Raw genomic sequence first — 26,306 nt, 5'->3', positions numbered from 1 at the left:
CAAGCCTACCAACGGGTTGGTTCGCCAGGGGCTGCGGGTTCGATGGCCAGCGCATGCAGGCCTGCGTCCAGTTCCGGCTTCAGCAGGTCGGTGACGGCCCTGTGGCGGGCCAGTCGCGGCAGGCCCGCAAACTGAGCTGAAACGATCCGCACCCGCATGTGGGTTTCGCCGGTGCCTGTGATGTCTGGCTGATGGCCTGCATGCTGGGCGCTTTCGTCCAGAACGACCAAACGTTCAGGCTGGAAGGCTTCCTCGAGTTTTTGTTCTATCGTCTTTCGAAGCGTCATTCGGGTGCTCCCGTCTTGAGCCTTTGGAAAAAGCCCCACAAAGGCAATAACAATCTGATTTGTCAATTCTTGTTGTGTCCGGGCAGAGGTCCCATACTTACGTGATGAAGCTTGATTCAAAATATTTCGACAAGATCCGGACGCGCCGGAAGAAACAGGAGCCGGAGAACACCACTCCCACCTGTCAGTGGGACGGCTGCGAAAAAACGGGCGTTCACCGGGCGCCGGTCGGCCGCAATGCCGAAGGCCAGTTTTTTATGTTCTGTTTCGAGCACGTGAAAGAATACAACAAGGGCTATAACTATTTTTCCGGCCTGTCCGACACCGAGATCGCGCGATACCAAAAGGAAGCGATAACCGGTCATCGTCCGACCTGGACGGTGGGCGTGAACAAGGCGGCCAAAGGCAGTCCGCTGCATTCGACGGTGCGCTCTGGCTCGGCGGGTGCCCAGGCCCGTATGAAGGACCCGTTCGGCTTCGTCGGGCAAGGGCGCGGCAATGGGTCGCGATTCGACACCCAGGCGCGAAAACTGAAGACGCTCGAGGCAAAAGCCTTCGATGCGCTCGGTCTGCCGGGCAATTCCACCGCTGCCGAGATCAAGAGCCGCTACAAGGAGCTTGTAAAAAAACATCATCCTGACGCAAATGGCGGAGACCGCGGCTCGGAAGAGCGTTTTCGCGCTGTTATTCAGGCGTATCAATTGTTAAAGCAGGCTGGTTTCTGTTAATCGAAAACGCTACGAAATAGGCCTGACATACGCAGCCGGTCGGCGCCGTCCGGCATGGAGACACGATGAGCAAAATTGACATTGATATTTCCAATCTTCCCGACATTACCGTTTCGGTTCGGGAAGTCTTCGGAATTGACAGCGATATCCGCGTTCCGGCCTATAGCAAGGGCGACGCTTACGTGCCGGATTTCGATCCGGATTATCTGTTCGACCGCGAGACGACGCTCGCCATTCTGGCCGGATTCGCGCACAATCGCCGCGTCATGGTGTCCGGCTTTCACGGCACCGGCAAGTCGACCCATATCGAGCAGGTCGCAGCCCGGCTCAACTGGCCCTGCGTGCGCGTCAACCTCGACAGCCATGTCAGCCGTATCGATCTGGTCGGCAAGGACGCCATCGTCCTCAAAGACGGCAAGCAGATCACCGAGTTCAAGGACGGCATCCTGCCCTGGGCCTATCAGCACAATGTGGCGCTGGTGTTCGACGAATACGATGCCGGCCGTCCGGACGTGATGTTCGTCATCCAGCGCGTGCTGGAATCCTCCGGTCGCCTGACGCTGCTCGACCAGAGCCGGGTTATCCGGCCGCATCCGGCCTTCCGCCTGTTTGCAACGGCCAACACGGTCGGCCTTGGCGATACGACCGGCCTCTATCACGGCACGCAGCAGATCAACCAGGCGCAGATGGACCGCTGGTCGATCGTCACGACGCTCAACTATCTGCCGCATGACAAGGAAGTCGACATCGTGCTGGCCAAGGTCAAGAGCTTCCGCAAGACGGAAGCCGGCCGCGAAACCGTCGGCAAGATGGTGCGTCTGGCGGACCTGACCCGTGCGGCTTTCGTCAATGGCGACCTGTCGACCGTCATGAGCCCGCGTACCGTCATCACCTGGGCGGAAAATGCCGAGATCTTCGGCGATGTCGCTTTCTCGTTCCGCGTCACCTTCCTCAACAAGTGCGACGAACTGGAGCGCACCCTGGTGGCGGAACAGTATCAGCGCGCCTTCGGCGTCGAGCTGAAGGAAAGTGCGGCCAACATCGTGCTTGGCGCCTGAGAAAGGCATAACAGCAGATGGCAGGTCGCGGCGACAATTCCAAAGCGAAACCCGGCACGGCGGTCGATACCGAACCGTTGCGCCGGGCGATCACCGGTTGCGTGCGCGCAGTTGCCGGCAGTCCGAATGTCGAGGTGGCCTTTGCCAACGAGCGGCCGGGGCTGGTCGGCGAGCGTGTCAGGCTGCCGGAAATTTCCAAGCGGCCGACGGCGCAGGAGCTTGCCGTGACCCGCGGGCTCGGCGACAGCATGGCGCTGAGGATCGCCTGCCACGACCAGAAGATCCATGCCTCGCTGGCGCCTCAGGGGCCTGACGCCCGCACGGTGTTCGATGCGGTCGAACAGGCCCGTGTCGAGTCGATCGGCGCGCTGCGGATGGGCGGCATGGCTGCCAATCTGCAGTCGATGAATGCGGAGAAATATGCCAAGGCAAATTTTGCCGGCATTGCCAAGCAGGAAGACGCGCCGCTTGCGGAAGCCGTTGCCATGCTGGTGCGCGAGACGCTGACCGGGGAAAAGCCGCCGGAAAGCGCGGGCAAGGTTCTGGATTTCTGGCGTCCCTATCTGCAGGAAAAGACCGGCGGCGAACTGGCCAACCTGTCGGCGACGATCGAGGACCAGCAGGCTTTCGCGCGGGTCATCCGCCATATGCTGAGCGCCATGGAAATGGCCGATGATGTCGGCGATGATGAGGCTGACGACAGCCAGGACGAGGACAGCTCGGACGAGGATCAGCCTCGCAGCAACGAGGAAGACCAGGAGAGCGCCGAAGAGGAAGCCGGTTCCGACAGTGCGCCTGCCGAGGATAGCGAAGCCTCGCAGGAGCAGATGGACGACGGCGAGATGGACGGCGCGGAGATTTCCGACGACGACATGACCGAGGAGGGCGACGAGGATTCCGAGACGCCCGGCGAGATGCGCCGTCCTGCCAGTCCCTTCGACGATTTCAACGAGAAGGTCGACTACAAGATCTTCACCCAGGAATTCGACGAAGAGGTGACGGCCGAAGAGCTTTGCGACGATGCCGAACTGGACCGTCTGCGGGCCTTCCTGGACAAGCAGCTGTCGCATCTGCAGGGTGCGGTCGGACGGCTGGCCAACCGGCTGCAGCGCCGCCTGATGGCGCAGCAGAACCGCTCCTGGGATTTCGACCTCGAAGAGGGTTATCTCGATTCGGCGCGGCTGGTGCGTATGGTGATCGATCCCATGCAGCCGCTGTCGTTCAAGATGGAACGCGACACCCAGTTCCGCGACACGGTCGTGACGCTGGTGATCGACAATTCCGGCTCGATGCGTGGCCGGCCGATCACGGTTGCCGCGACCTGCGCCGATATCCTGGCCCGCACGCTGGAACGCTGCGGCGTCAAGGTCGAGATCCTCGGCTTCACCACAAAAGCCTGGAAGGGCGGCCAGAGCCGAGAAAAATGGCTGGCGGGCGGCAAGCAGCCGACGCCGGGCCGGCTCAACGACCTGCGCCATATCATCTACAAGTCGGCCGATGCACCCTGGCGCCGGTCGCGGCGCAATCTCGGGCTGATGATGCGCGAAGGCCTGCTCAAGGAAAACATCGACGGCGAAGCGCTGATGTGGGCGCATAACCGCCTGATCGCGCGGCGCGAGCAGCGCAAGATCCTGATGATGATTTCCGACGGTGCGCCGGTCGACGATTCGACGCTGTCGGTCAATCCGGGCAATTATCTCGAGCGGCACCTGCGCGCTGTCATCGACCAGATCGAGACGCGTTCGCCGGTCGAACTGCTGGCGATCGGCATTGGCCATGACGTGACGCGCTATTATCGCAAGGCCGTGACGATCGTCGACGCGGACGAGTTGGCAGGCGCCATGACCGAACAGCTGGCGGCGCTGTTCGAGGACAAGACGCGCGGCGGCGGGCGTCAGGCCAAAAGAGCGCGATGAGGCATACCATCTCTATTCTGGCGCTTGGACTGGCCCTTGGGACCAGCCTTTGCGCAGCTGCGGCCATGGCCGAACCGGTTCAGACCAGCAGCCGGCAAATACCGGTCTTCAGGCCTGGATCGGAAAGTGCCGTCTTCGGCTCCTTCGAATATCTGGGCGGCATCGAGATTTCGTCCTCGACCGCCCTGTTCGGGGCCTGGTCCTCGGTGCGCATTCTTCCGGGCGGCCGTGATTTCATCGGCGTCCTGGATACCGGCCACTGGATGACCGGCCGGATCGAACGGGATGCCGGTGGGCGACTGGCGGGGCTTGCCGATGTGGCGATTGTGCCGATGAGCGATGCCAGAGGTCGGCTCGACCAGGGAAAGGCCTCCATGGATGCCGAGAGCCTCGCCATCCGCGACGGCCAGGCGATCGTCGGCTTCGAACAACGCCACCGGGTGGATGTCTATGCCCTGCCGGTGATGGAAACCGGCCGTCCGCTGCGGACCTTGTCGCTTCCCTTCCCCGTGGGCCGGCTGCGCGGCAATGGCGGGCTGGAGACGCTGGCGGCCTCTCCGGTGTCGAGCCCGCTTGCCGGCGGCCTGGTCACGGTTTCCGAGCGCAGCGTCGACGCAAAGGGCGATCTTTACGCCGGCATTCTCGATGGTCCGCTGAAGGGCGCCTTCAAGGTCGCCCGTCATGACGAGTTCGACGTGACGGATGGCGCCTTTCTTCCCAATGGCGATCTCCTGCTGCTCGAGCGGCGTTTTGGCCTCGCAACAGGGATCGGCATGCGCATTCGCCGGATCGACGCCAAAGTGTTGAAGCCCGGTGCGGTGGTAGATGGCAAGATCGTGTTCGAAGCCGGTTACAGCGACCAGATCGACAATATGGAAGGGCTCGACGTCGTGACGCTGGACGGCGGCGAGGTCAGGGTCATCGTCGTCTCCGACGACAACCATTCGATCCTGCAGCGCAATGTGATGCTGGAATTCCGCGTTATCGACTAAGCCGGCCGGAACCGGCCTTTATGCCGGCGCGGCTCTTGCTGCCTCAGCGTGCCTGGGTTGCCGGACCCATCGGCTTCAGCGTGTTCATCAGGGCGCCATAGGGCAGCAGCAAGACCAGACCCACCAGGATCTTCACGCAGAGATCGCCGATTGCCCAGGAGATCCAGCGCGGCGCTTCCACGGCAAAAATACCGAGGATTGGGGCGCTTTCGATTGCGAAGGCATCGTTGGGCCCGATGAAGGCAAAGCTCGCGGCAAAGGCCAGCGAGAAGAACAGGGCGGTGTCGAGCATCGAACCCGCCATAGAGCCGGCCAGTGGCGCCTGCCACCAGCTCTGGCGGCGCAGGCGGTTGAACACCGAGATATCCAGGAGCTGGCCGATCAGGTAGGCCGTGCCGGAAGCCACGGCGATGCGCGGCATGGAGGTCCAGAACGACAGGGCGATGCCGACGACGAAGCCGAGAAACACCACCTTGCGGGCCATGGATGGGCCGAACTGGCGATTGGTGAGGTCGGTGATCAGGAAAGCGACCGGATAGGTGAAGGCCCCATAGGTCAGCAGGTCGCCCAGCTGAATTCCGGCCAGTTCGCCGGACAAGGGGTATTGAACGAGGACGTTCGACGCGACGACCACGGCGGTCATCAGCAGGCTGTAAATAAGGATATAGCGTAGCGTCAGCATTTTTTTATCCTGGGTGATGCCACCAGTTGGAGGGATATTGGATCAACGCAAAAGGCTTGCGCGAACAGATGTCCGCTCAAGCCTTGCTCAATCTTCAGGATGTCGTGATGCCTTAGGCGGCAGCAGCAACGGTCTTCTTGACGATCTGGCGACGCAGCAGGCGCGCGCGCATGCTCAGTTCGGTCTCGTTCGCCTTCAGCAGGAAAGCATCGAGGCCGCCACGATGTTCAACAGTGCGCAGGGCAGCTGCCGAAACGCGCAGACGATAACGCTGGCCGAGTGCATCGGAGATCAGCGTCACGTCGCACAGGTTCGGAAGGAACTTGCGACGAGTCTTGTTGTTTGCGTGGCTCACATTGTTGCCCGACTGGACGCCCTTGCCGGTCAATTCGCAACTGCGGGACATGGTACACCTATTTCTTCTTGGCCATTGGAAAAGCGTTCCAGGCAAAACCCGGCTCGCAATCCAACTGAGCATGATTGGAAAGTTGCGGTTCTATAATCAGCCTGGCGGGCCGCGTCAAGCCAATCCTTCAGTTTTCCGGCATAGCCGATGAAAAGAGGCTATTTTGTTGCCACAGTCTCGACCATAGATGTCATTCCCGTCAATCGGATCAAAGAATTAAAAATGCGCCTGAGCTCACCGTGGTTTTCAAAGCGCCGAATGGCACCGTTTGTCATCGTCGCCACGACAATTCTGGCATCCGCCTCGTTCTCGGCCGCGGCTGACCAGCGCTACAAGACCGATTACCGGATCACGCTGGCGGGCCTGCCGATCGCCAACGCGTCCTTCGTCACCCAGTTGGACAGCCGGACCTATACGATCTCGGGCTCGGTCCGCTCGTCGGGCATCGTCGACCTGATTACCAAAATCACCGCGCAGACCACCGTTTCGGGGACGGTGCAGGGCAGCAATCGTCTGCAGGCAAAGCGCTATTCGCTGGTCTACAAGAGCGATGAGCGGACCCGGACCTATGATGTCCGTTTTGCCAATGGCGACGTAACCTCGACCACCATGAAGCCGAGCCGGAGATCGCGTGCCAAGAACTGGGTGCCGGTTGCCGAGCGAGATCTGAAATCGGTGCTGGACCCGATCAGCGGATTGATCTTTGCCGAGGGCGACAAGATCTGCCCGAAGACCCTGCCGATCTATGACGGCGAGAGCCGGATGGACCTGGTTCTCTCATCCAAGGGAACACGGACATTCACGGCAGGAGATTTTTCCGGCGAGGCGATTGTCTGCGGCATTCGTTATGTGCCGAAATCCGGTTTTGCCAAGGGACGCAGCGATATCGAGTATCTGCGCAAGGCGTCCGACATGGAAATCTGGTTTGCCAAGACCGAGGTCATGAAGGTATATGCTCCGGTCTATGCCCGCGTTCCGACGCGAATGGGGCCGCTTTACATTACGGCCGTCAATTTCGGCGGCTGACGGGTGCGGGAACTCGATGCCCGCGAGGGGGCATGAGTTGAAGCTTCAGGCAACGTTGATCGGCTTCACGGCCATTGTCATGTGGTCGTTTCTGGCCCTGTTCACCGCGGCATCCGGCAAGATGCCGCCGTTCCAGCTGTCCGCGGTGGCCTTTGCGATCGGCAGTCTGCCCGGGATCGTCACCTTCGCCCTGCGGCCCGAACGTCTCGCACTGCTCAAGCAGCCGGCCAAGGTGTGGATCGTCGGGATCGCCGGGCTGTTCGGCTATCATTTCCTGTATTTCACAGCTTTGCGCAACGCGCCGGCCGTCGAGGCGGGCCTCATCGCCTATCTCTGGCCGCTGCTGATCGTCGTCGGTTCGGCGCTTCTGCCGGGCGAGCGCCTGCGCTGGTATCATGTCGTCGGCGCCTTTGCCGGTCTTGCCGGCACGATCCTGATTATCGGCAAGAACGGCATCGCCTTCGATCCGGCCTTTGCCTTCGGTTATGGCGCTGCCCTTCTCTGCGCCTTCACCTGGTCGGGCTATTCGCTGCTGACCCGCCGGTTTGATGCCGTCTCGACGGATGTGGTGACCGGCTTTTGCCTTGCGACCTCGCTATTGTCGCTGGTCTGCCACCTCGGGCTGGAGGAGACCGTCTGGCCGGTCAGCACTGGCGAATGGCTGGCGGTGGCCGGGCTCGGACTGTTTCCGGTCGGGGCGGCTTTCTATGCCTGGGATCATGGGGTCAAGAACGGCGATATCCAGATTCTCGGAGCCGCTAGCTATGCAGCACCGCTGCTGTCGACGCTGATCCTGCTGCTCACCGGCTTCGGCGAACCCAGTCTGCGGATTGCGCTGGCCTGCGTGCTGATCACCGGCGGGGCGCTGCTGGCGGCCAGCGAGATGTTCCGCGGCAAGGGGCGCGTGCGGGGCGCCTGAGCCGGCACGTCTTAGAGGGAGGATGTCATGCAGATCGTGGAATGGGCGGTTCTTGGCCTGGCCCTGCTGCTGGGAATTTCCTATCTGCGGCTGACGGGCGATCCGCCCGGTCCACGGCGGACGCTGTTCAAGGTGCTGCCGATCGCTCTTCTGCTGCTTTATGCGCTCCTCGCTGGCGGGCCGGCCTGGCTGCTGGCAGCACTGGCGCTGAGTGCCCTTGGCGATGCTTGTCTCGCCTATGAGGGCGAGGCGGCATTCCTGTCCGGTCTCGTCTCCTTCCTCATGGCGCATGTCGCCTATTGCCTGCTGTTTTTCGCCCCTGCCGACAGCAGCCTGATATCCGGCGAGCCGTGGCGCCTGGCCGTGGCCTTGTTCCTGGTTGCCGCGACCACCGCACTGGTCATCGTGCTCTGGCGGCCGGCCGGCAAGCTGGCGCCGGCCGTGGCGCTCTATGGGGCGACGATCGTCTCCATGGCGCTGCTGGCGCTCTCTACGGGCCTTACGATCCCCTTCATCGGCGCCGCGCTGTTCCTCGGCTCTGACATGCTGCTCTCGCTGCAGACCTTTCTCGTGGCCAAAGGTTCGCGCTGGCGACGGCCCTTGTCGCTCGGCGTCTGGACTACTTACTTTGCCGCCCAGTTCCTGCTGACGGTGTCACTGGTCTCGTTTGCCGGCTAAGTCTTGGCCGGGAGACCAACCCGGCGCCGCCATCTCGAAGCTCGAGAAGGCAAAGCCCGGGGCGACGGTGCAGCCGACGAGGGTGAAGTCGCCAAGGCTTTCTGCCGCCTGCCAGGCATTGGCGGTAACGACGGCCTGGGGGCGCTCGCCGCGTCCAAGGTCCGTGCCGAGAACAATGGTCTCCACCGTTTCGCCATCCGGCGAGAGGTAGAGCGCCAGCGGGGCGCCGGCATAGTAGTGCCAGATCTCGGCGGCATCGCGCACCCGGTGCCAGTGGGACCGCTGGCCGCTTTCCAGCAGGTAGTAAATGGCCGTGGAATGTCCCCTGGCGCCGCCCGCCGGATCGCGGAAGGTTTCCGTGTACCAGCCGCCTTCCGGGTGGGGTTGCATGGCCAGCGCCTCTATGATCTCGCCGGCCGTCATCAGAAATTGTCCTTGCGCTTGCGGATCTCGGCAAACACCTCTTCGTTGGTGCGGGTCTCCATCCGCAGATGCCGGCGGATGGCCGGGTCGGCGGCGCGCAGGAAGGGGTTGGTTTCCTTCTCGAGGCCGATGGTGGTGGGTATGGTAAAGCGGCCTTCTGCCCGCATGGCTTCAATCTCGTCGGCCCGGTCCTTGAGACGCTGGTTGTCCGGATCGATGGTCAGCGCGAAGCGGGCATTGGACAGGGTATATTCGTGGCCGAAATAGACGGCTGTCTCATCGGGCAGGACGGCGAGCTTCTGCAACGACCGCCACATGTCGGCGGCGGGCCGCTCGAACAGGCGCCCGCAGCCGAGCGCGAACAGCGTGTCGGCGGAAAACAGCAGCTTGCTGTCGGGTAAATGGTAGCAGACATGGCCGGCGGTGTGGCCGGGTGTCTCGATCATATGGACAGCATGGGCGCCGAATTGGAAGATATCGTCGTCCGTCACGGCCTGGTCGAGGCCGGGAATGGCAATCGCCTCGTTCAGCGGGCCGATGATCTGGCAGCCGAACTTCTCCTTCAGGGCCAGATTGGCCTCGACATGGTCGCCATGATGATGGGTCGTGAAGACATGGCTGATCGTCCAGCCGCGGCGGTCGGCCGCTGCCAGGATAGGCTCAAGTTCCGGCGCGTCTATGGACGCGGTCAGGCCGCTGTCGGGATCATGCAGAAGGACGCCATAGTTGTCGCTGCGACACATGAAGATTTCAAGCTCAAGTGCATTCATCGATCCGATATCCAATCCGTGGCTATTTCCGGTAAATGTAGCGTCTTCGATCTTGATGTCCAACGGCTGCCTGATAACAATCGCGCATGCACGCTGATATCGTCGATCTCCGCCAGTTCTATCATTCCATGCTCGGCCACGTCGCCGAACAGTCGATTGCCATGGCGCTTAGCTCCCTCTGGCAGCGCCTGCCGCAGGAGAGGCTGGTGGGCTTGGGCTATGCCGTTCCCTATCTCGACCGCTTTCGCAGCGATACCGAGCGGACGTTTGCCTTCATGCCGGCAGGCCAGGGTGCGGTGAACTGGCCGGTCGGCGAATTGTCGGCGACCGCGCTGGTGTTCGACGAGGAACTGCCGCTGCCGGATTCCTCTGTCGATCGGGTGCTGATGGTGCATTCGCTCGAATATGCCGAGAACCCGCGGGAAACTCTCAAGGAGATCTGGCGGGTACTGGCGCCGGGCGGGCGGCTGGTGATCGTCGTTCCCAACCGTCGCGGCGTGTGGGCGCGGATGGACCATACGCCGTTCGGTTCCGGCAGGCCCTATTCGCGCGGGCAATTGACGGCCTTGCTGCGCGAAACGAATTTCACGCCGGGGGCCTCGGCCGAGGCGCTGTTCTTTCCGCCGTCGAAAATCCGCACGATCCTGAAGCTACGCAGCAATTTCGAGCGGATCGGCCGGCTTTTATGGCCTGCCTTTTCCGGCGTCATTGTCGTCGAAGCGCAGAAGCGGCTCTACCAGGGCCTGCCGGTGGCCGCCCGGGCATCGCGTCGGGTCTTTGCGCCGGCCCTTGCGCCGCAGGGTATTCCGACGACACGGGATGGGGCCAAACCGGCGTGACGCGCCATGCCGCACTCGACAAAGTAATCTTTCCGTTTTAATTCCGTCAGACCATTGATGTCCGGCCTGTCCCGGATGAGAGAGCCAAGAAAGCCGCCTTGATGACCAGCCCCTTGAACCAGCCCATGCCGCGCCCTGGAATCCTTGACATTGCCGCTTATGTGCCGGGCAAGGAACATGCGCCGGGTGTGGCGCGCGTCTTCAAGCTGTCCTCCAACGAGACGCCGCTCGGCGCAAGCCCGGCCGCGATCGACGCTTTCAAGGCGGGGGCCGCGCATCTGGAACTTTATCCCGACGGCCAGGCAAGGGCATTGCGCGAGGCGATTGCCGATGTGCATGGGCTCAATCCCGCCAATATCCTGTGTGGCAACGGTTCGGACGAATTGCTCGGCCTGCTCTGCCATGTCTATCTGGGACCCGGCGACGAGGGCATCATCACCGAACACGGCTTTCTGGTCTACAAGATCCAGATCATGGGTGCCGGTGCCACGCCGGTGGTGGTCAAGGAAACCGAGTGCCGCGTCGATGTCGATGCGATCCTGGCGGCAGTGACGGACAAGACCAAGATCGTGTTCATCGCCAATCCCGGCAATCCGACCGGCACCTATGTGTCGGGCGCCGAGATCCGCCGCCTGCAGGCCGGCCTGCCGAAGCATGTCATCCTGGTGCTGGATGCCGCCTATGCGGAATATGTCCGTCGCAATGATTTCGAGGCCGGTATCGAGATCGTCTCGGAAAACCGCAATGTCGTGATGACCCGAACGTTTTCGAAGATCTATGGCCTGGCCGCCCTTCGGATCGGCTGGATGTATGCCCCTGCCGCCATCATCGATGCGCTGAACCGGGTGCGCGGACCGTTCAACATGAATGCGCCGGCGATTGCCGCAGGCGCCGCGGCCATTCGCGACCGCGCCTTTACCGACAAGGCGGTCGACTACAATCTGATGTGGATCGACAAGCTGACCCATGCCTTCACGGCAATCGGTCTTGCGGTGACGCCGTCGGTGACCAACTTCCTGCTGATCCACTTCCCCGATGTCGACGGCAAGCGGGCCGCTCAGGCCGACGACTTCCTGACGAGCCGCGGCTATATCCTGCGGACGGTGGGCGGTTACGGCTTTGCCAATTCGCTGCGCATGTCGATCGGGACGGAAGAGGCCAATCGCGGCGTCGTCGAGACGCTCGGCGAGTTCATGGGACGCAAGTAATGGCGGACGTGCATTTCGACAGGGTCGCCCTGATCGGCATCGGCCTGATCGGCTCGTCGATCGCGCGCGACATCAAGGCGCTCGGTCTGGCCAATGAGATCGTCATCTCGACGCGCAGTCCCGAGACGTTGAAGCGGGCAGAGGAGTTGCAGCTCGGCAGCCGCTATACGACCTCGGCTGCCGACGCGGTCGAGGGGGCCGACCTCGTCATCGTATCGGTCCCTGTCGGGGCGTCTGGAACGGTCGCCGAACAGATCGCGGCGCATCTGAAGCCGGGCGCCATCGTCACCGATGTCGGATCGACCAAGGCGTCGGTCATCGCGCAGATGGCGCCGCATATGCCGCCGGGCGTACATTTTATTCCGGGCCATCCGCTGGCCGGCACCGAAAAATCAGGGCCTGATGCCGGGTTCACCGGTCTTTTCAAGGGGCGCTGGTGCATTTTCACGCCGCTTGCCGATACGGATGGCGAGGCGCTATCGCGACTGAAGGCCTTCTGGGAGGCGCTGGGGTCGCGGGTCGATGAGATGGACCCGGAGCACCACGACAAGGTGCTGGCGATCGTCTCCCACCTGCCGCATATCATCGCCTACAATATCGTCGGGACCGCCGACGATCTCGAGACGGTGACAGAATCGGAAGTCATCAAATATTCCGCCTCGGGTTTCCGCGACTTTACCCGCCTGGCGGCGTCCGACCCGACCATGTGGCGCGACGTGTGCCTGCACAACAAGGATGCGATCCTTGAAATGCTGGCACGCTTCTCCGAAGACCTGGCCTACCTGCAGCGGGCGATCCGCTGGGGCGAGGGCGACAAGCTGTTCGATCTGTTCGCGCGCACGCGGGACGTCCGGCGCTCGATCATTCAGGCCGGCCAGGATGTCGACACGCCGGACTTCGGTCGCCACTCGCTGGACAAGAAGCCCTGATCATCACACCGGCGGCAGGCGGCCGATCGGGATGAAGCCGAGGGTCATGTCGCCATCGGTGACGGTCAGGGTGACATTGCCCTTGTCATCACCGCCGGACATCGCCTTGAGCACCTTGGCGGCAAGGTTTGCCATATCCTCGATCTCCGGGAAGGCAGCGCGGACCTGATCGCGCCAGCCATCGATGCCTTCGATCTCGAGGCGCAGGGTGCCCGACAGCAAGCCGTCCTCGGCAATCGAAACGGGGCCTGCCACCGTCAGCACCCGGCCCTGGCCGAGATCGACGACAAGACTGCGGATTTCGCCTTTGGTGCCGCGAAAGCCGACGGGGCTTTTCCGACCGTAATCGAGAACCATGGCGCGGTCTGCCACGGTAAAGTCGATGCTGGCCGAAACGGGGGGCAGGGTCTGGGCGACGTCACGCAGGGAAAACTGCGTATCCTTGATCAGCAGTGCCCCATCCAGATCGTCGCCGGCGCGGCGCGTATGAACCTCGCCATGCGGCACTGTAATGTCCAGCGTCTGTCCGGCAAAGGACATGGTGATGCTGGTCTTCAGATCATCGATCACCGTGGAGCCGCTGGACATGCCGCTGAAGCCGGTATGCAGGCTGGAGCGCAGCCTGGACCATTGCGAGGCGATGGTCAGTCCATCCGCCGAGCGGATCATGCCCGGCCCCTCCAGTTCCCAGAGGATCTTGCCGGGCTGGTAGACGAGGGCCGCGGTTCGCAATTCCCCGAAAGAGCCGGAGATGCCGCGGCTGACATCGTCAATCTCCACGGAGGAGCAGAACAGGCCAAAGCGGAACGGAAAGCCGCGCAGATCGCGGTTCTGGCAGTCGACGACCGCTGCAAAGCGGTTGTCGCCGTCAAGCAGTCTTTCCACGCGCGCGGTGATCAGACCAGCGGCATAATACCAGGCGGCACAATAGGCGGCGGTCAGCAGGAAAACCACGACGCCGAGCCGCAGCACCTTGGTGCTGATCGAGGTTTTGCCGGTTCGGCTTGACGTTGCCATGCGCTTCTCCAATGGTATGTCGCTTTGGAACGATCAGGTTTGATGGGCGATATGGACGAATTTTGGGTGTTTGGCTACGGCTCGCTGATGTGGAATCCCGGTTTCCCCTACGAGGTCCGGATGCAGGCAAAGGCTTTCGGCTATCGGCGCTCGCTGTGTGTCCGCTCCTGGGTGCACCGGGGAACCGAGCAGAGACCCGGTCTGGTGCTCGGACTTGATCGCGGTGGCTCCTGCCGAGGGGTGGCTTTCAAGGTGGCGCCTGGAGACTGGCAGGAGACGGTCGACTATCTGCGGGCGCGCGAACTGGTAACGCATGTCTACCAAGAGCGTTCCGTGCCTGTTGTGCTTGATGATGGGCGGGCCGTTCGCGCGCTCACCTATGTGATCGATCGGAGCCATCGCCAATATGCCGGAGCGGTGACGGTCGACGAGGCAGCCGCCGTGGTCAGCGGCGCCGTCGGGCAATCCGGTGCCAACCAGGATTATGTGGCCAATACGATTGCCCATCTCCAGGACATGGGCATCCGGGATCACTGGCTGGAGCAGGTTGCCTCAGAGATTGCTCGTCTCAACGCGGCCGGCGGCTGACAATGCCTGAAGCTCGGCGATGCGGGCCCTGGCGCTTGGTGGCAGCGGCAAATGCGGATTGTCCCTTGCGGTTTCCAGCAACAGGTCGTCGCTCGCCTTTTCCAAGACCGAGATTAGCCGTTCGAAGAAGGCATCGGGATCCAGGCCCGGTTCGATCGGTGGCAGGATGCGCACCTTGAAATGGCCGGGATAGCGCATGAATTTGCGCCGCGGCCAGAACAGGCCCGGATGCATGGCGACGGGCACGACCGGGACCTGCAGGTCGCGATAGATGCGGGCGATGCCATATTTGTAGTGCGGCTCCGCGCCCGGTGGGCGGCGGGTGCCTTCGGGATAGATGATCAACTGCCGGCCGTTGCGCATTTCCATCGCGGTCCGCTCCATGACGGCGGCCATGACCTTGCCGCGGGCGCCGCGATCGACGGGGATCATGCGCTGCTTCATGACATACCAGCCGAAGACCGGGATCCACATCAGTTCGCGCTTCAGGATGTAGACCGGATCATTGAGCCAGGGCAGCAGGGCATAGGTGTCCCAGAAGGACTGATGCTTGGGGGCCAGAATGTAGCCGCCCTCCGGAATGTTCTCGAGGCCCTCGATTGTGAACGTCGTGCCGACGATCTTTTCCATCAGCCAGTGGGACGACGAGGCCCAGTTCTTCGGAACGGAAAAAGCCGTCTTGCGCGGCGAGAGGAAATAATAGGGCGACAGTACGATCATCCGAAGAATCAGATTGGCGTAAAAGGCCGCGTTGAACAGAACGGAACGGATTGTGAGCATAGGGAGTTTCCGGCGACAAGTCGCCATTTGCCTATACGAAATCCGGCGAGAGAGAAAGCCGGCACACGGCTTTTGTCGGCGCTCAGTTCTGGGCGTTGATCACCGCCGCGCCGCGCCGCAATCCATCGCTGGCGCCCCAGCCGACGAAATCGCGGGCGATGGCGTACAATGTCTTGCCATACTCGGACAGAAGGGTGCGCAGCACATTGGGATCGGCATACCATTCCATCGCCTTCAGGTCGGAATTGACGACCGGATAGGCAATGAAACGGGTCGACCGGTCGATGCGCCGCAGTTCGAGAAGGCTTCGCTGCATATGGTAGTTGTTGGTGACGACCAGCACCGATTGATAGCCGCGATCATGGATCCAATGGGCGATCTCGTTGGCATTGCCGATCGTGTCCAGTGCCTGGTAGCCGATATCCACGCAGCAGGCAAAAAGGTCCGACGTGCTCTGGGTCATCTTGCGGATCTGGGCCGGCGAGGTGTCGGGATGGGCGCCTGAAATCAGCAGCCGGCGGCCCGAGCCACGGCGCAGCAGTTCCACGGCCTGATCGATGCGCTGGTAACCCCCGGTCAAGACAACAATGGCATCGGCTTTCGGGTTGGTCGGCGGCATCAGCACGCTGACCGAATCGGCGAAATGCAGAAAGCCGGCGAAAAACAACGCGACCGCGAGGATGAGCGTCATCCCGGCAAAGCGCAGCACGCGGCGCAGCCGGCCGTTACGGGCGAACGGGCTGATTGGCGCTTGCTGCGGAGCGGAGGTGTTGTTGTCGGTCTGACCCATCGTGATGTCTCGTGAATAGCGACCTTTTAGAGCACTGGCAGCTCAAATGGAATCACTTCTGTTGGACCGAATCCCTGGGTCCACTGCCTACCGGATCGAGCGGGCGGCTTTGTGGCGGATCAACAGGTCGGATCAATCATTCGGCAGGCCTTCGGTGCGGGTCGGATCGGAGCGGATCAGATCGATTTCGTAGATCGCCCGCATGACCGTCAGACGGGCCGTCAGGGTGGTCAGAAGGGCAATGACGATCATCGTTGCGAAGATGCCGAGATAGCCCATGAAGCCGATCTGGAACGTGCCGAACAGAGCCGAGGCCTGGTCGCTTTGCGGCGTGGCCAGCATCTTGTTCTGCCAGAGACCGGCAAGGGCGAAGACGGCGGCGGCCAGCAGCCCACCGGTGGCCGCTCCCTTGAGGCTGATCTTCAGAAAATGCTTCTGGAATTCCTGCGCGACGAAGGACCCCTCGGCGCCGACGAAATGCAGCACTTCGATGATGCGGCGGTTGCCGGACAGCGCGCCGCGGGTGGCGAAGACGACGGTCAGCACCATGGCGCTGAAGACCAAGACAAGGATACCAAAGCCGATCAGCACCGTCGTGCGCGCCATAGATACGAGACGATCCACCCAGGTGCGATGGTCGTCCAGGAAGGCCTGGGGAACTTCGGATTTCAGCAGGTCGCGCATGGCGGCGAAATCCGGCGGATTGGTTTCGTCGATGGTGATGATGACCAGCCGCGGCACCGGCAGGTCCTTCAGGTCCAGGCCGGTGCCGAGCCAGGGCTCCAGCAGGCGTGCCGTGGCGTCTTCATCCATGATCTGGCCGTCGCGGGTGCCGACGAAGGTCAGCGCCAGATCCTTGGCACGCACCAGCGCCTTGTTCATGTCGAGGTTTTCGTCGGGCTTGATCTGGATTGTGATCTCGCGGGAGATCTGGCTCTGCCAACCGGCCGCGGTGGTTTGCACCATGCTGACGGCGCCGAGCGTCAGGCAGGCGAGAAATGCCATGATGGCGATGACCACCATCAGCGCATTGCCCTGAATATTGGACGGTGGCAGAATGGGGGCCGTCGGGCGCACCTGCATTTCAGCGCGGCGGGCTGTCTTGGCGTTGCCGGCTTTGCGCGGCGGGCTGTCTTGTTCAATCATAGATATCGAGCCGCCCGTCGGTCAGGATCATGCGGCGCGCTTCCACCTGGTCCATGAGGCCGAGGTCATGGGTGGCGATCACGACGGCGGTTCCCAGCCGATTGAGCTCCAGGAACAGGCTGAGCAGCCGGCGGGCCATCGGCGGATCGACATTTCCGGTCGGTTCGTCGGCCAGCAGCACCTCCGGCCGATCAATCAGGGCGCGGGCAATGGCGACGCGCTGCTTTTCGCCTCCTGACAGCACCGGTGGCAGGACATTGATGCGCTCGCCAAGGCCCACCCATTTCAGGAGTTCGAGCACGTCCTGCTTGTAGGCGCTCTCGTCCTTGCCGCGAACCCGCAAGGGCAGGGCGACATTCTCGTAGGTGGTGAGGTGATCGAGCAGCTGGAAATCCTGAAAAACGATGCCGACGCGACGGCGCAGCATAGGCAGTTCGCCGCGCGGGATCTGGGTGATGTCGCGGCCGAAGCTGCGAATAAGGCCACGGGTCGGCTTCAGCGACATGAATAGCAGGCGCAACAGCGTCGTCTTGCCGGCGCCCGAGGGGCCGGTCAGGAACTGAAAGGACCGCTTCGGAATATCGAATGTCAGGTCGCGGAGGATTTCCGGCCCCATTCCGTATCGCAGGCCGACATTTTCGAAGTGGATCAACGGATAAGCCCAGTTTGACGCGTCTTGAGAGCAGGGGACTTGTTAACGACAAGGGTTAACAGCCGGTAAATTTTACCACACAGCCGGCCCGTTCCGGCAAATCTTTGCGAAGCATTAACCCTTTGAATTTACGACTGTGAAGGATTCGTTTCAATGGCCAGTTTTTGCTGGCTCAAACCGCGCAATCCTTGCGAGCAGATGGGGGGTCCCATGAACGCATTCCGTTTCCGGCAGCAGCCGGCACCGCCGGATTTGGATCTTCTGCCGCCGGAACGGCACTACAAGCCATTGCCGCGCAACGGATTTCCTGTTGCAAGCGACGTGACAGATGCCGACTTTATCACGGTTCGCGATTTGCCGCGACGGGATTTCGGTGCCGAACGCTCCAACGACAATCGCCGGAAACCTTCCGCCTTCACGACAGCGGCCAAGGCCGGACCTCTTCCGGACCGGATGGTGATCCGGATGCTGGCGGCGTTCGAGCGCCTGTTGGGGCGGCTCTCGGAGCGATCGTTCACATCGCTGGTGGCCCTGCTGTCGGTGACGGCTTTCGTGCTGGCGGGCGGGATCACGGTGGTCAATGGCCGATCGGCGCCGGTTCCAGAGCCCAGGGCCCTGGACATTACCCATGTGAGCCTGACGCCGCAGGATGCAAACGGCATGCAGGTGCTGCTGATCAACGCGATCGTCGAAAACCGCAGCGGCAGCCGCCATCCGGTGCCGCAGGTGCGCGCTGACCTGTTTGCCGACGGCCTGTTGATCGCATCGACGCTGATTGCCGTTCCGGTCGGCGAGATCGAGGCCGGGCACAGCCGCGGCATTTCTGCAAAGCTGCGCCATCCCGGTGGAAAAATCCCGCAATTGAAGCTTTCCTTTGCCGAGGCGGATGCCTCGCGCTCCTGACTGTGCTATCGCAAACTCCCTTCGCGCGCGATGGCGCACCTGAACTGGAGTGAAAGATGCCTGTCGTCCGCGGAAAAATCATCGAGCCGCTCTATACCGCCGAGCAGATCGCCGTGCGCAACAAGGCGCTGGCGCTGCAGATTGCAAGCGGCCCGACCAACGATCTGCTGGTTATCGCCATTCTCAAGGGCTCGTTTATTTTCGCGGCTGACCTGATCCGCGCCCTGCACGATACGGGCTTGGCACCCGAGGTCGAGTTCATCACTCTGTCGAGCTATGGCACCGGGACCGTGTCGCAGGGCGTGCGGATCGTCAAAGACATCGACAGCGATGTGCATGGCCGCGACGTGCTGTTGATCGACGATATCCTGGAATCCGGGCGGACGCTGAAATTCGCCAAGGAGCTGCTGTTCGAGCGTGGCGCCCGCCATGTCAGCATTGCCGTTCTGCTCGACAAGAAGGTCAAGCGCAAGGAAGAGCTCGAAGCGGACCATGTCGGTTTCGAATGTCCCGACTATTTCGTGGTCGGCTATGGCATGGACGTCGCCTATGCGTTCCGCGAGCTGCCCTTTGTCGGCGTGGTCACCGGCGATGCCCTCAACGATGCCTGAACGGCGCCTTTCAAGATGACTTGTTAACCATCCGGCGGCTCTCCCTCAGTCTGTTTACCGATCGCAAAGAAAACTCTGATGATTTGCGATCGGGGCACGACTGAAGAACTGGAGCATGCCATGGCCAAAATTCTGATCACCGAGGACGAGGATTCCCTGCGTTCCTTCGTTGCCCGCGCCCTGCGTCTTGACGGGCACGAGACCCATGAGGCTGCGGACGGTGCCGAGGGCCTGGAAATGCTCTCGGCCGAAACCTTCGACCTGCTGCTGTCCGATATTCGCATGCCTGTGATGGATGGTATCGAACTGGCACACAGGGCCTCGTCAAATTTTCCCGAACTGAAGATCCTGCTGATGACCGGCTATGCGGAACAGCGCGAGCGGGCCGACGACCTGATGGAAAAGGTCATCGACGTGGTGTCGAAGCCCTTTGCCCTGCCGGATATCCGCAAGGCCGTGGCGCTGGCGCTCGCCTCCTGAGCGGGTTTCTCCCGACTATCACCTGATATCGAGCAGGCGTTCCAGATAACGCCGCTCCAGTTCCGGGCCGGCATTGTCGCCGAGCTTCTCGCGGATGGCTTCGAGGATTTCGCGGGCCCGCTGCACGTCGATCTCGTCGGGCACCTTGACCCTTTCGCCGAAATCCGGACCTGACGAAGACCGCGGCCGACCGAGCGGATCGCGGCCGGTCTGGTTGCCCTGCGACATGCCCTGTCCTTGACCCTGCCCCTGCTGGCCCTGCATGGCCTGCATCATCTGGCCCATCATGTCGCGCGCACCCTGGCGCAAGGCTTCCAGCGCCTTGCCCTGGCCCTCCACGGCGCGGCTTCCCTGGCCCTTGCCGAGCGCTTCGCCGGCGCCTTGCATCTCCTGCTCTGCCTTCCCGAAATTATCGCCCGGCTTGATGCCAAGCTCGGCCAGACCTTTCTGCAGGTCCTGCAGTTTCTGGCCGAGGCCCTGCTGCTGCTCGCGCAATTGCTTCAGCGCTTCGCGCAGCTGCTCGGCGGTCATCTGGTCGGTGGGCGATGGCTGCTGACCATCGGCCTGCGGCGGGCGGTCGAGAAACTCGCCATCTTCGCCGTCGCCCGGATCGCCGCGCTGCATGCGGTCCTTCAGCGCCTGGTCGAGCTTGAAGGTCTCCTCCATCAGCTTCTGCTGCTCCTGCATCAGCTCGCCGAGCTTGTCGACCTGCTGACGCATCTGGCTGTTTTCCTGCTGGTTGCCGCGCTGGGGCCGGCCGGCCTGCAGGTTGTTCATCATGCGCTGCAGCTCGGAGAGCATTTCGCGCGCGGCATCCTTGTTGCCGGAGCGGGCCAGATTCTCGATCTGGTCCATCATGTTCTCCAGATCCTGCTGGCGCAGGGTGTTCTGCGCCGTCTCGTTCTGCTGCGGCTGGGCGCCATTCTGCTGCTGGCGCTCGGCCATGGCCTGCATGAACTCCTGCATGGCGGCCCGCAGCTCGTCCATCAGCTTCTTGATTTCCTCGTCCGGTGCATTGCGTTCCAGCGCATCGGCCAGGCGCTGCTGGGCATCCCGCAGCTTGCGCTCGGCCAGCGACACATCGCCATCGTCGATGCCAAGGGCAATCTCCCAGAGATGATTGGACGTGTCCTTGAGTTCGTCGGTGGTGCGAGCGAGCTTCATGCGGGCCAGCGCCGATTCGATCATGATGTAATGGGTCAGATTGGGGATGGTCTCGTCGGCCCGCAAGGTCAGGGCCTCGTTGAGCGCCACCGCGCGTCCCATGGCGCGGGTATCCAGCGTGAACACCTGCCGCTCTTCGGCCAGGGCCGCGGCCAGCGGTTCGACGAAGCCGCGCGCCGGCAGGACCATCTCATGGGGCTGGCTTCGCCCCTCCTGGCCCGCCCCGTCGCGGGCCACCAGCGTGATGCGGACCTTCTTGCCGGACAGCGGGTGTTCCGTCAGGTTGCGGCTCGAGACACCCTTGATTTCGCGGGCATTGTGGCGCGGCAGGTCGAGCTTGTATTCCGGCAGCGGATAGAGCGGCGTGGCATCTGCGGGCATGTCGAGCGGTTCGATCTCGGCGCGCGCCTCCTGCAGGCCGTAATCGTCCTTGGCGGCAAAGCCGATTTCCAGCGCACCATTGGCACTGCGCTTCGGCGTGCCATCGAAGGAAATTTCCGGCGCCTTGTCGGCAATCACGTCGATTTGCCACACCTGGCTGCCGATCGACAGGGCGCCGCTTTCGGCCAGCTTCATTTCATGGGTGCGCGCCTTGAGCGGATCAGTCGCTGTGGGTGCAGCCGTGTCCGTCGCGGCTTTGGTGCCGACCGGTTGCGCCGGCGCCGCAACGGCAACCTCTTCCACCGCATCACTCTCGGCCTTGCGAAACAGCGCCGGTTCGTCGCCATTGCCGCCGGTCATGCGGATGGTCATTGCGGAAAACTGCGGCACACTGACGGCTGCGGCGGCGTCGGCATTGCGGCCGGTCAGGAAAACAGGGGCGCGGCCGGTATAGGGCGGCGGCGTGATCCAGGCATCGATGCGCAGGTCCGGGCCGGTGCTGGTCAGCGCCTTGCTGCGGAAGGCATCGGCAAGATCTCCGGCGCCGTTCGAGCCGGAGAATGCAAAGGCCGTCACCAGAAGAAGAGCGGGCAGGGCGCGCAGACCATGGCGGTCGAACCGGGCGATATCCGGCCGCGGCAGGCCGGCATCCAGCGCGGCGATCTTTTCCGCCATGCGCCTTTGATGCTCCTGCCAGAGGGCACGGGCAAAGGGCGTGTCGAAGGCCGGTTCGTCTTCCTGCACGGCAACCGGCTGATGGGGCAGATGATTGCGCGCCTCAAGCAGTCGGTCGGCCTCGGCCGGCGCCGGCCAGCGCAGTCGCAGGAACGGCAGGAAGGAGGCGATGAAGCCGAAGGTGAGGGCGAAGACCAGCGCCCAGCGCACCAGATCGGGCAATTGGCGGAAGACGCCGAACCAGGCGAGGGAGACGAAGACGGCGGCAATCGACAAGGGTGGCAGGAACAGCGGCGTCAGCCGCTCGGCGAACAGCACGAGCCGGGCCAGAAAACGCTTCACCGCGACGCGCCGGGCCAGCTTTGGATCGGTTCGGAAGGCGCCCTTCCTGCTTCCCTGGTCAGGAGCATTCATTCGTCAGGTCTCCCGTTCATGGCAGGCGCGACAATCACCAATGATGATAACGAAGCACAGCGATCGACAAAGGATAACACTGTTTGTGGCGAAGACGAGGGCACTCAGCCCCTTGTCACCATTTTTCGACCCAGTTCGCCAAATTGTGAACGGCAATCAGTCCAGCCAGGCCGGCACGGAATCGAGCGCGATGAGATCCTCATAGCTCGGCCGGGGCCGGATGACGTGGAATTCATCGTCCTTGACCAGCACTTCCGGGATCAGCCGCCGGCTGTTGTAGGTTCCGGCCTGCACGGCGCCATAGGCACCGGCCGAGCCGACCGCCAGCAGGTCGCCGGCTCTCGGCATGACCATTTCCCGGTCGAGCGCCAGATAGTCGCCCGTCTCGCAGACCGGGCCGACGACATCGGCGCGGATACGCGGCGCGCTCGACGCCGACAGCGTCACCGGCCGCACTTCATGGAAGGCCTCGTAGAGGGTCGGACGAATGAGGTCGTTCATCGCCGCATCGACGATGACGAAGGTCTTGTCGCCGCCATCCTTCACGTAGATCACTTCGGTGACCAGGATGCCGGCATTGCCGACGATCAGGCGGCCCGGCTCGGTGATGATCTTGCAGTTCAGCGCGCTCAACTCGTTCTTGACGATGGCCGCATAGGCGTCCGGTTCCGGCGGCGGGTTGTTGTCGTCCTTGTAGGGAATGCCAAGGCCACCGCCGACATCGACGTGATCGATAGTGTGGCCGTCGGCGCGCAGGGTCGAGACCAGTTCGCGCAGCAGCTTGAACGCGTCCTGGAAGGGCTGCAACTCGGTGATCTGGCTGCCGATATGCATGTCGATGCCGGTGACCTGGATGCCGTCCAGCGTCGCGGCGCGGGCATAGGTCGGGCGGGCACGCTCGAAGGAAATGCCGAACTTGTTTTCCTTCTTGCCGGTCGAGATCTTGGCATGGGTCTTGGCATCGACGTCCGGATTGACGCGGAACGAGACATGGGCGACCTTGCCGGCCTTCAGCGCCCGCTGGTTCAGCACTTCCAGTTCCGGCTCGGATTCGACGTTGAAGCAGTAGATGCCGACCTCCAGCGCCAGATCCATTTCCTGCACGGTCTTGCCGACGCCGGAAAACATGATGCGGCTTGCCGGAATGCCGGCGGCCAGAGCCCGGCGCAATTCGCCTTCGGAGACAACGTCGACGCCGGCGCCGAGGCGAGCCAGGGTCTTCAGGACCGCCTGGTTGGAATTGGCCTTCATGGCATAGCAGACCATGGCGTCGATGCCATCGAAGGCCTTGGAGAAAACCTTGAAATGGCGCTCAAGCGTGGCGGTCGAATAGCAGTAGAACGGTGTTCCGACCGCCCGGGCGATCTCAGGAATGGACACGTTCTCGGCATGCAGCACGCCGTCACGGAAATCGAAGTGGTTCACGGAAAAGGCCTGTTACAGGAGTGGGTCGAGTAGGAACGGCTTTTCGGGCACCGGCGGTGTCTTGCTGTTCAGCTTGTTCTGTTTGTCGACGGGCGTGCTCGGCGGATCGAGGTCCCCCTTGCGGCCGCAGCCGGTCAGCGCGATGGAAGCGGCGGCCAGAATGGCGGCGGCAATTGTCATGCGTCGAAGCGATGTCTGCATCATGGCGTCCACTTGAAAACCGTTGTTCTAAGCCTGTAGCGAAAAACCGAAGCCTTGTGCACCCTCATTCTTGTGATGGATGGCAAGCCTGGTGTTATCAGTTGCGCGAGCGCCACCAGGCGATCTGCTTGCGGACCTCGGCCGGCGCCGTGCCGCCATAGCTCTTGCGGCTGGCAACCGAGGCCTCGACTGTCAACACGCCGAAGATTTCGTCGGTAATCGCTGGGTTGATGGCCTGCAGGTCGGACAGCGACAGTTCAGCCAGTTCGCAACCCTTTTCTTCGGCCAATGCGACTGCCTTGCCGGTGGCATGATGGGCATCGCGGAACGGAAGACCCGCTTCGCGCACCAGCCAGTCGGCGAGATCCGTCGCGGTCGAATAGCCGGAGCCGGCGGCGGCCTTCATGCGGTCGGTGCGGATCACCATGTCGCGCACCATGCCGGTCATGGCGGCAACAGCCAGTTCCAGGCTTTCGGCAGCGTCGAAGACCTGTTCCTTGTCTTCCTGCATGTCCTTGGAGTAGGCGAGCGGCAGGCCCTTCATTACGGTCAGAAGGGCGATCAGCGAGCCGTTGATGCGGCCGGTCTTGGCGCGCACCAGTTCGGCCGCATCCGGGTTCTTCTTCTGCGGCATGATCGACGAGCCGGTCGAAAAGGCGTCCGACAGACGGATGAAGCCGAATTGCGGCGTCGACCAGATGACGATCTCTTCGGCGAGCCGCGACAGGTGGACGGCGGCAATCGAGGCGATCGACAGGAATTCCAGCGCGAAATCCCGATCCGAGACCGTGTCGATCGAATTGCGGGTCGGCTCGCGGAAGCCGAGCGCCTTGGCCGTCATGTGGCGATCGATCGGGAAACCGGTGCCGGCCAGTGCTGCCGCGCCGATCGGCGACTCGTCCATGTGTTCGATGGCATGGCGCACGCGCTGACGGTCGCGGCCGAACATTTCGACATAGGCCATGCAATGGTGGCCGAAGGTGACGGGCTGGGCGGTCTGCAGATGGGTGAAGCCCGGCATGACGCTGTCGGCATGTTCTTCGGCGCGGTCGAGGAAGGCGGCGATCAGGCCGCTCAGAGCGGTTTCCGTGCGCTGCAGCTCTTCCTTGACCCAGAGGCGGAAGTCGAGCGCCACCTGGTCGTTGCGCGAACGGGCCGTGTGCAGGCGTCCGGCGGCGGGACCGATCAGGGTCGCCAGCCGCGCCTCGATGTTCATATGGATGTCTTCGAGCTGCCGGGAAAACTGGAACGTGCCGGCTTCGATCTCTGACAGAATCGTGTTCAGGCCGCCCGCGATTTTGTCTTTGTCTTCCGCCGAAATAATGCCTTGATGAGCCAACATGGCTGCATGGGCCAAAGAGCCGCGGATGTCCTGGGCGTAAAGCTTCTTGTCGAAACCGATCGAGGCATTTATCTCCTCCATGATGGCCGCGGGACCGGACGCGAAACGGCCGCCCCACATCTTATTGGAGGTGTCCTGGTCCTTCGTGTTCTCGGCCATGCGATGCCTATCCTGGAGACTGACATGACAGAAAAGAAACCCCTCGGGCTGCCTTCCGTCAAGCTGATTGTAATTGCGGCGATGGCCGGCATCCTTGCCGGCGCGGTGGCGGTATACGTCAGGGAGACCGGGTCTGGCAATGGCGTCGCCACGGCCGATGCTGCCCAATGCGAGGGTGCAACGGCGCGTCAGGCGAGCCTGAACCCGCTGATGAAGGGGCACGTGGCGGCGATGGTGGCAGCGCAAACGCCACGCAAACTGGACGGTCTGTCCTTCAAGAATGCCGGTGGCATCGACCAGACCATCGACAGCTTTGCCGGCCGGACCGTGCTGCTCAATCTCTGGGCCACCTGGTGCGTGCCGTGCCGCGAGGAAATGCCGGCGCTGAACGCTCTGCAGGCAGCGCTTGGCAGCGACAAATTCGAGGTGGTGGCCGTCAATATCGACACCGGCGACGACGAGAAGCCGAAGGCGTTCCTCAGCGAGACCGGGGTGGATAAACTGGGCTATTATCGCGACGCCAGCATGGGCGTCTTCAACACGATGAAGAAGCAGGGCCTGGCCTTCGGCCTGCCGGCAACGCTGCTGGTCGACGAAAAAGGCTGTCTGCTGGGGGCGATGAACGGGCCGGCGGCCTGGGACAGCCCGGAGGCCAAGGCGCTGATCACCGCGGCAATTGCCCCTTGAACCTACCGCACGCCGAATGGGCCTTTGTGC

29 protein-coding genes are annotated in these 26,306 nt (G+C 62.6%); 15 read left to right on the top strand and 14 right to left on the bottom strand.

Annotated elements, in window-relative coordinates:
• Positions 1 to 5 precede the first annotated feature (5 nt).
• Positions 6 to 287 carry a BolA family protein gene (locus HGO38_RS17245; protein WP_250957143.1) on the bottom strand — a complete coding sequence of 94 codons (282 nt, stop codon included), beginning with the start codon at positions 285 to 287 and terminating at the stop codon, positions 6 to 8.
• A 104-nt stretch (positions 288 to 391) separates the two neighbouring features.
• On the opposite strand from HGO38_RS17245, the gene HGO38_RS17240 reads away from it, so the two are divergent.
• The 4 genes from HGO38_RS17240 to HGO38_RS17225 all read left to right on the top strand — a co-directional run bounded on the left by HGO38_RS17240 (position 392) and on the right by HGO38_RS17225 (position 4,981).
• Positions 392 to 1,015 carry a J domain-containing protein gene (locus HGO38_RS17240; RefSeq protein ID WP_250957287.1) on the top strand — a complete coding sequence of 208 codons (624 nt, stop codon included), beginning with the start codon at positions 392 to 394 and terminating at the stop codon, positions 1,013 to 1,015.
• Positions 1,016 to 1,080: 65 nt separating this feature from the next.
• Complete coding sequence (gene cobS, locus HGO38_RS17235) at positions 1,081 to 2,073, top strand: cobaltochelatase subunit CobS (RefSeq protein ID WP_250957142.1); 993 nt, start codon at positions 1,081 to 1,083, stop codon at positions 2,071 to 2,073.
• A gap of 17 nt (positions 2,074 to 2,090) precedes the next feature.
• Positions 2,091 to 3,989: a cobaltochelatase subunit CobT gene (cobT, locus tag HGO38_RS17230; protein ID WP_250957141.1), complete on the top strand. Its 1,899-nt coding sequence runs from the start codon at positions 2,091 to 2,093 to the stop codon at positions 3,987 to 3,989.
• Positions 3,986 to 4,981 carry an esterase-like activity of phytase family protein gene (locus HGO38_RS17225; RefSeq protein ID WP_250957140.1) on the top strand — a complete coding sequence of 332 codons (996 nt, stop codon included), beginning with the start codon at positions 3,986 to 3,988 and terminating at the stop codon, positions 4,979 to 4,981. Before cobT ends, HGO38_RS17225 begins: the two co-directional genes overlap by 4 nt.
• Positions 4,982 to 5,024: 43 nt before the next feature.
• Here HGO38_RS17225 and HGO38_RS17220 read toward each other — a convergent pair whose 3' ends face one another.
• On the bottom strand, positions 5,025 to 5,663 hold the full coding sequence (locus HGO38_RS17220; protein ID WP_250957139.1) for a queuosine precursor transporter: 639 nt from the start codon (positions 5,661 to 5,663) through the stop codon (positions 5,025 to 5,027).
• A 112-nt stretch (positions 5,664 to 5,775) separates the two neighbouring features.
• The gene (rpmB, locus tag HGO38_RS17215; RefSeq protein ID WP_250957138.1) at positions 5,776 to 6,069 is read right to left on the bottom strand and encodes a 50S ribosomal protein L28; all 294 of its coding nucleotides are present in this window, start codon (positions 6,067 to 6,069) and stop codon (positions 5,776 to 5,778) included.
• A gap of 258 nt (positions 6,070 to 6,327) precedes the next feature.
• Here rpmB and HGO38_RS17210 point away from each other — a divergent pair, with 258 nt between their 5' ends.
• The 3 genes from HGO38_RS17210 to HGO38_RS17200 are packed head-to-tail and all read left to right on the top strand — an operon-like array spanning position 6,328 to position 8,692.
• Positions 6,328 to 7,095 carry a DUF3108 domain-containing protein gene (locus HGO38_RS17210; protein ID WP_250957137.1) on the top strand — a complete coding sequence of 256 codons (768 nt, stop codon included), beginning with the start codon at positions 6,328 to 6,330 and terminating at the stop codon, positions 7,093 to 7,095.
• A 37-nt stretch (positions 7,096 to 7,132) separates the two neighbouring features.
• The gene (gene yddG, locus HGO38_RS17205) at positions 7,133 to 8,014 is read left to right on the top strand and encodes an aromatic amino acid exporter YddG (RefSeq protein ID WP_250957136.1); all 882 of its coding nucleotides are present in this window, start codon (positions 7,133 to 7,135) and stop codon (positions 8,012 to 8,014) included.
• A 27-nt stretch (positions 8,015 to 8,041) separates the two neighbouring features.
• Positions 8,042 to 8,692, top strand: coding sequence for a lysoplasmalogenase (locus HGO38_RS17200; RefSeq protein ID WP_250957135.1), 651 nt, complete (start codon positions 8,042 to 8,044; stop codon positions 8,690 to 8,692).
• Here HGO38_RS17200 and HGO38_RS17195 read toward each other — a convergent pair.
• A complete protein-coding gene (locus HGO38_RS17195; protein WP_250957134.1) occupies positions 8,669 to 9,115 on the bottom strand; it encodes a cupin domain-containing protein in 447 nt (148 codons plus the stop codon). The genes HGO38_RS17200 and HGO38_RS17195 overlap by 24 nt on opposite strands.
• Positions 9,115 to 9,885, bottom strand: a complete 771-nt coding sequence (gene gloB / locus HGO38_RS17190; protein ID WP_250957133.1) for a hydroxyacylglutathione hydrolase — start codon at positions 9,883 to 9,885, stop codon at positions 9,115 to 9,117. Before gloB ends, HGO38_RS17195 begins: the two co-directional genes overlap by 1 nt.
• A gap of 86 nt (positions 9,886 to 9,971) precedes the next feature.
• On the opposite strand from gloB, the gene HGO38_RS17185 reads away from it, so the two are divergent.
• The 3 genes from HGO38_RS17185 to HGO38_RS17175 all read left to right on the top strand — a co-directional run bounded on the left by HGO38_RS17185 (position 9,972) and on the right by HGO38_RS17175 (position 12,861).
• Positions 9,972 to 10,724, top strand: a complete 753-nt coding sequence (locus HGO38_RS17185; protein ID WP_250957132.1) for a class I SAM-dependent methyltransferase — start codon at positions 9,972 to 9,974, stop codon at positions 10,722 to 10,724.
• 101 nt (positions 10,725 to 10,825) lie between these two features.
• On the top strand, positions 10,826 to 11,932 hold the full coding sequence (hisC, locus tag HGO38_RS17180; RefSeq protein ID WP_250957131.1) for a histidinol-phosphate transaminase: 1,107 nt from the start codon (positions 10,826 to 10,828) through the stop codon (positions 11,930 to 11,932).
• Entirely contained in the window at positions 11,932 to 12,861 is a 930-nt protein-coding gene (locus tag HGO38_RS17175) for a prephenate/arogenate dehydrogenase family protein (RefSeq protein ID WP_250957130.1), read from the top strand. Before hisC ends, HGO38_RS17175 begins: the two co-directional genes overlap by 1 nt.
• A 3-nt stretch (positions 12,862 to 12,864) precedes the next feature.
• On the opposite strand, the gene HGO38_RS17170 is transcribed toward HGO38_RS17175, so the two are convergent.
• Positions 12,865 to 13,878 carry a DUF2125 domain-containing protein gene (locus tag HGO38_RS17170; RefSeq protein ID WP_250957129.1) on the bottom strand — a complete coding sequence of 338 codons (1,014 nt, stop codon included), beginning with the start codon at positions 13,876 to 13,878 and terminating at the stop codon, positions 12,865 to 12,867.
• Positions 13,879 to 13,917: 39 nt separating this feature from the next.
• Between HGO38_RS17170 and HGO38_RS17165 the strand changes: the two genes are divergently transcribed.
• The gene (locus HGO38_RS17165; protein WP_250957128.1) at positions 13,918 to 14,466 is read left to right on the top strand and encodes a gamma-glutamylcyclotransferase; all 549 of its coding nucleotides are present in this window, start codon (positions 13,918 to 13,920) and stop codon (positions 14,464 to 14,466) included.
• Here the strand turns inward: HGO38_RS17165 and HGO38_RS17160 are convergent.
• From HGO38_RS17160 to ftsE, 4 genes are all read right to left on the bottom strand, one after another.
• Complete coding sequence (locus HGO38_RS17160) at positions 14,431 to 15,246, bottom strand: lysophospholipid acyltransferase family protein (protein ID WP_250957127.1); 816 nt, start codon at positions 15,244 to 15,246, stop codon at positions 14,431 to 14,433. The two genes, HGO38_RS17165 and HGO38_RS17160, sit on opposite strands and share 36 nt — an antisense overlap.
• Positions 15,247 to 15,328: 82 nt before the next feature.
• The gene (locus tag HGO38_RS17155) at positions 15,329 to 16,042 is read right to left on the bottom strand and encodes a YdcF family protein (RefSeq protein ID WP_502941591.1); all 714 of its coding nucleotides are present in this window, start codon (positions 16,040 to 16,042) and stop codon (positions 15,329 to 15,331) included.
• A 126-nt stretch (positions 16,043 to 16,168) separates the two neighbouring features.
• The gene (locus HGO38_RS17150; protein WP_502941585.1) at positions 16,169 to 17,182 is read right to left on the bottom strand and encodes a cell division protein FtsX; all 1,014 of its coding nucleotides are present in this window, start codon (positions 17,180 to 17,182) and stop codon (positions 16,169 to 16,171) included.
• Positions 17,175 to 17,834 (bottom strand): cell division ATP-binding protein FtsE, encoded by a 660-nt coding sequence (ftsE, locus tag HGO38_RS17145; RefSeq protein WP_250957125.1) that lies wholly within the window; start codon positions 17,832 to 17,834, stop codon positions 17,175 to 17,177. The genes HGO38_RS17150 and ftsE overlap by 8 nt, the downstream gene beginning before the upstream one ends.
• 210 nt (positions 17,835 to 18,044) lie before the next feature.
• On the opposite strand from ftsE, the gene HGO38_RS17140 reads away from it, so the two are divergent.
• The 3 genes from HGO38_RS17140 (at position 18,045) to HGO38_RS17130 (ending at position 19,828) form a co-directional block, all read left to right on the top strand.
• Positions 18,045 to 18,737 (top strand): hypothetical protein, encoded by a 693-nt coding sequence (locus tag HGO38_RS17140; RefSeq protein ID WP_250957124.1) that lies wholly within the window; start codon positions 18,045 to 18,047, stop codon positions 18,735 to 18,737.
• 56 nt (positions 18,738 to 18,793) lie between these two features.
• A complete protein-coding gene (hpt, locus tag HGO38_RS17135; RefSeq protein WP_250957123.1) occupies positions 18,794 to 19,348 on the top strand; it encodes a hypoxanthine phosphoribosyltransferase in 555 nt (184 codons plus the stop codon).
• 120 nt (positions 19,349 to 19,468) lie between these two features.
• Positions 19,469 to 19,828 (top strand): response regulator, encoded by a 360-nt coding sequence (locus HGO38_RS17130; RefSeq protein ID WP_250957122.1) that lies wholly within the window; start codon positions 19,469 to 19,471, stop codon positions 19,826 to 19,828.
• Positions 19,829 to 19,846: 18 nt separating this feature from the next.
• Here HGO38_RS17130 and HGO38_RS17125 read toward each other — a convergent pair whose 3' ends face one another.
• From HGO38_RS17125 to argH, 4 genes are all read right to left on the bottom strand, one after another.
• A complete protein-coding gene (locus tag HGO38_RS17125) occupies positions 19,847 to 22,462 on the bottom strand; it encodes a TIGR02302 family protein (RefSeq protein WP_250957121.1) in 2,616 nt (871 codons plus the stop codon).
• Between the two features lie 156 nt (positions 22,463 to 22,618).
• On the bottom strand, positions 22,619 to 23,887 hold the full coding sequence (gene lysA, locus HGO38_RS17120) for a diaminopimelate decarboxylase (protein ID WP_250957120.1): 1,269 nt from the start codon (positions 23,885 to 23,887) through the stop codon (positions 22,619 to 22,621).
• Positions 23,888 to 23,899: 12 nt separating this feature from the next.
• Positions 23,900 to 24,088 (bottom strand): LPS translocon maturation chaperone LptM, encoded by a 189-nt coding sequence (gene lptM, locus HGO38_RS17115; protein ID WP_250957119.1) that lies wholly within the window; start codon positions 24,086 to 24,088, stop codon positions 23,900 to 23,902.
• A gap of 97 nt (positions 24,089 to 24,185) precedes the next feature.
• Entirely contained in the window at positions 24,186 to 25,589 is a 1,404-nt protein-coding gene (gene argH / locus HGO38_RS17110; RefSeq protein ID WP_250957118.1) for an argininosuccinate lyase, read from the bottom strand.
• A 24-nt stretch (positions 25,590 to 25,613) separates the two neighbouring features.
• On the opposite strand from argH, the gene tlpA reads away from it, so the two are divergent.
• Entirely contained in the window at positions 25,614 to 26,276 is a 663-nt protein-coding gene (gene tlpA, locus HGO38_RS17105) for a thiol:disulfide interchange protein TlpA (protein ID WP_250957117.1), read from the top strand.
• Positions 26,277 to 26,306 lie beyond the last annotated feature (30 nt).

Origin of the sequence: Rhizobium sp. CG5 (genome assembly GCF_023701945.1) — a bacterium.
Taxonomy (GTDB): Bacteria; Pseudomonadota; Alphaproteobacteria; order Rhizobiales; family Rhizobiaceae; genus Allorhizobium.
The sequence above is the reverse complement of the archived record's forward strand: the minus strand, read 5'-3'. Positions and strand labels throughout refer to the sequence as shown.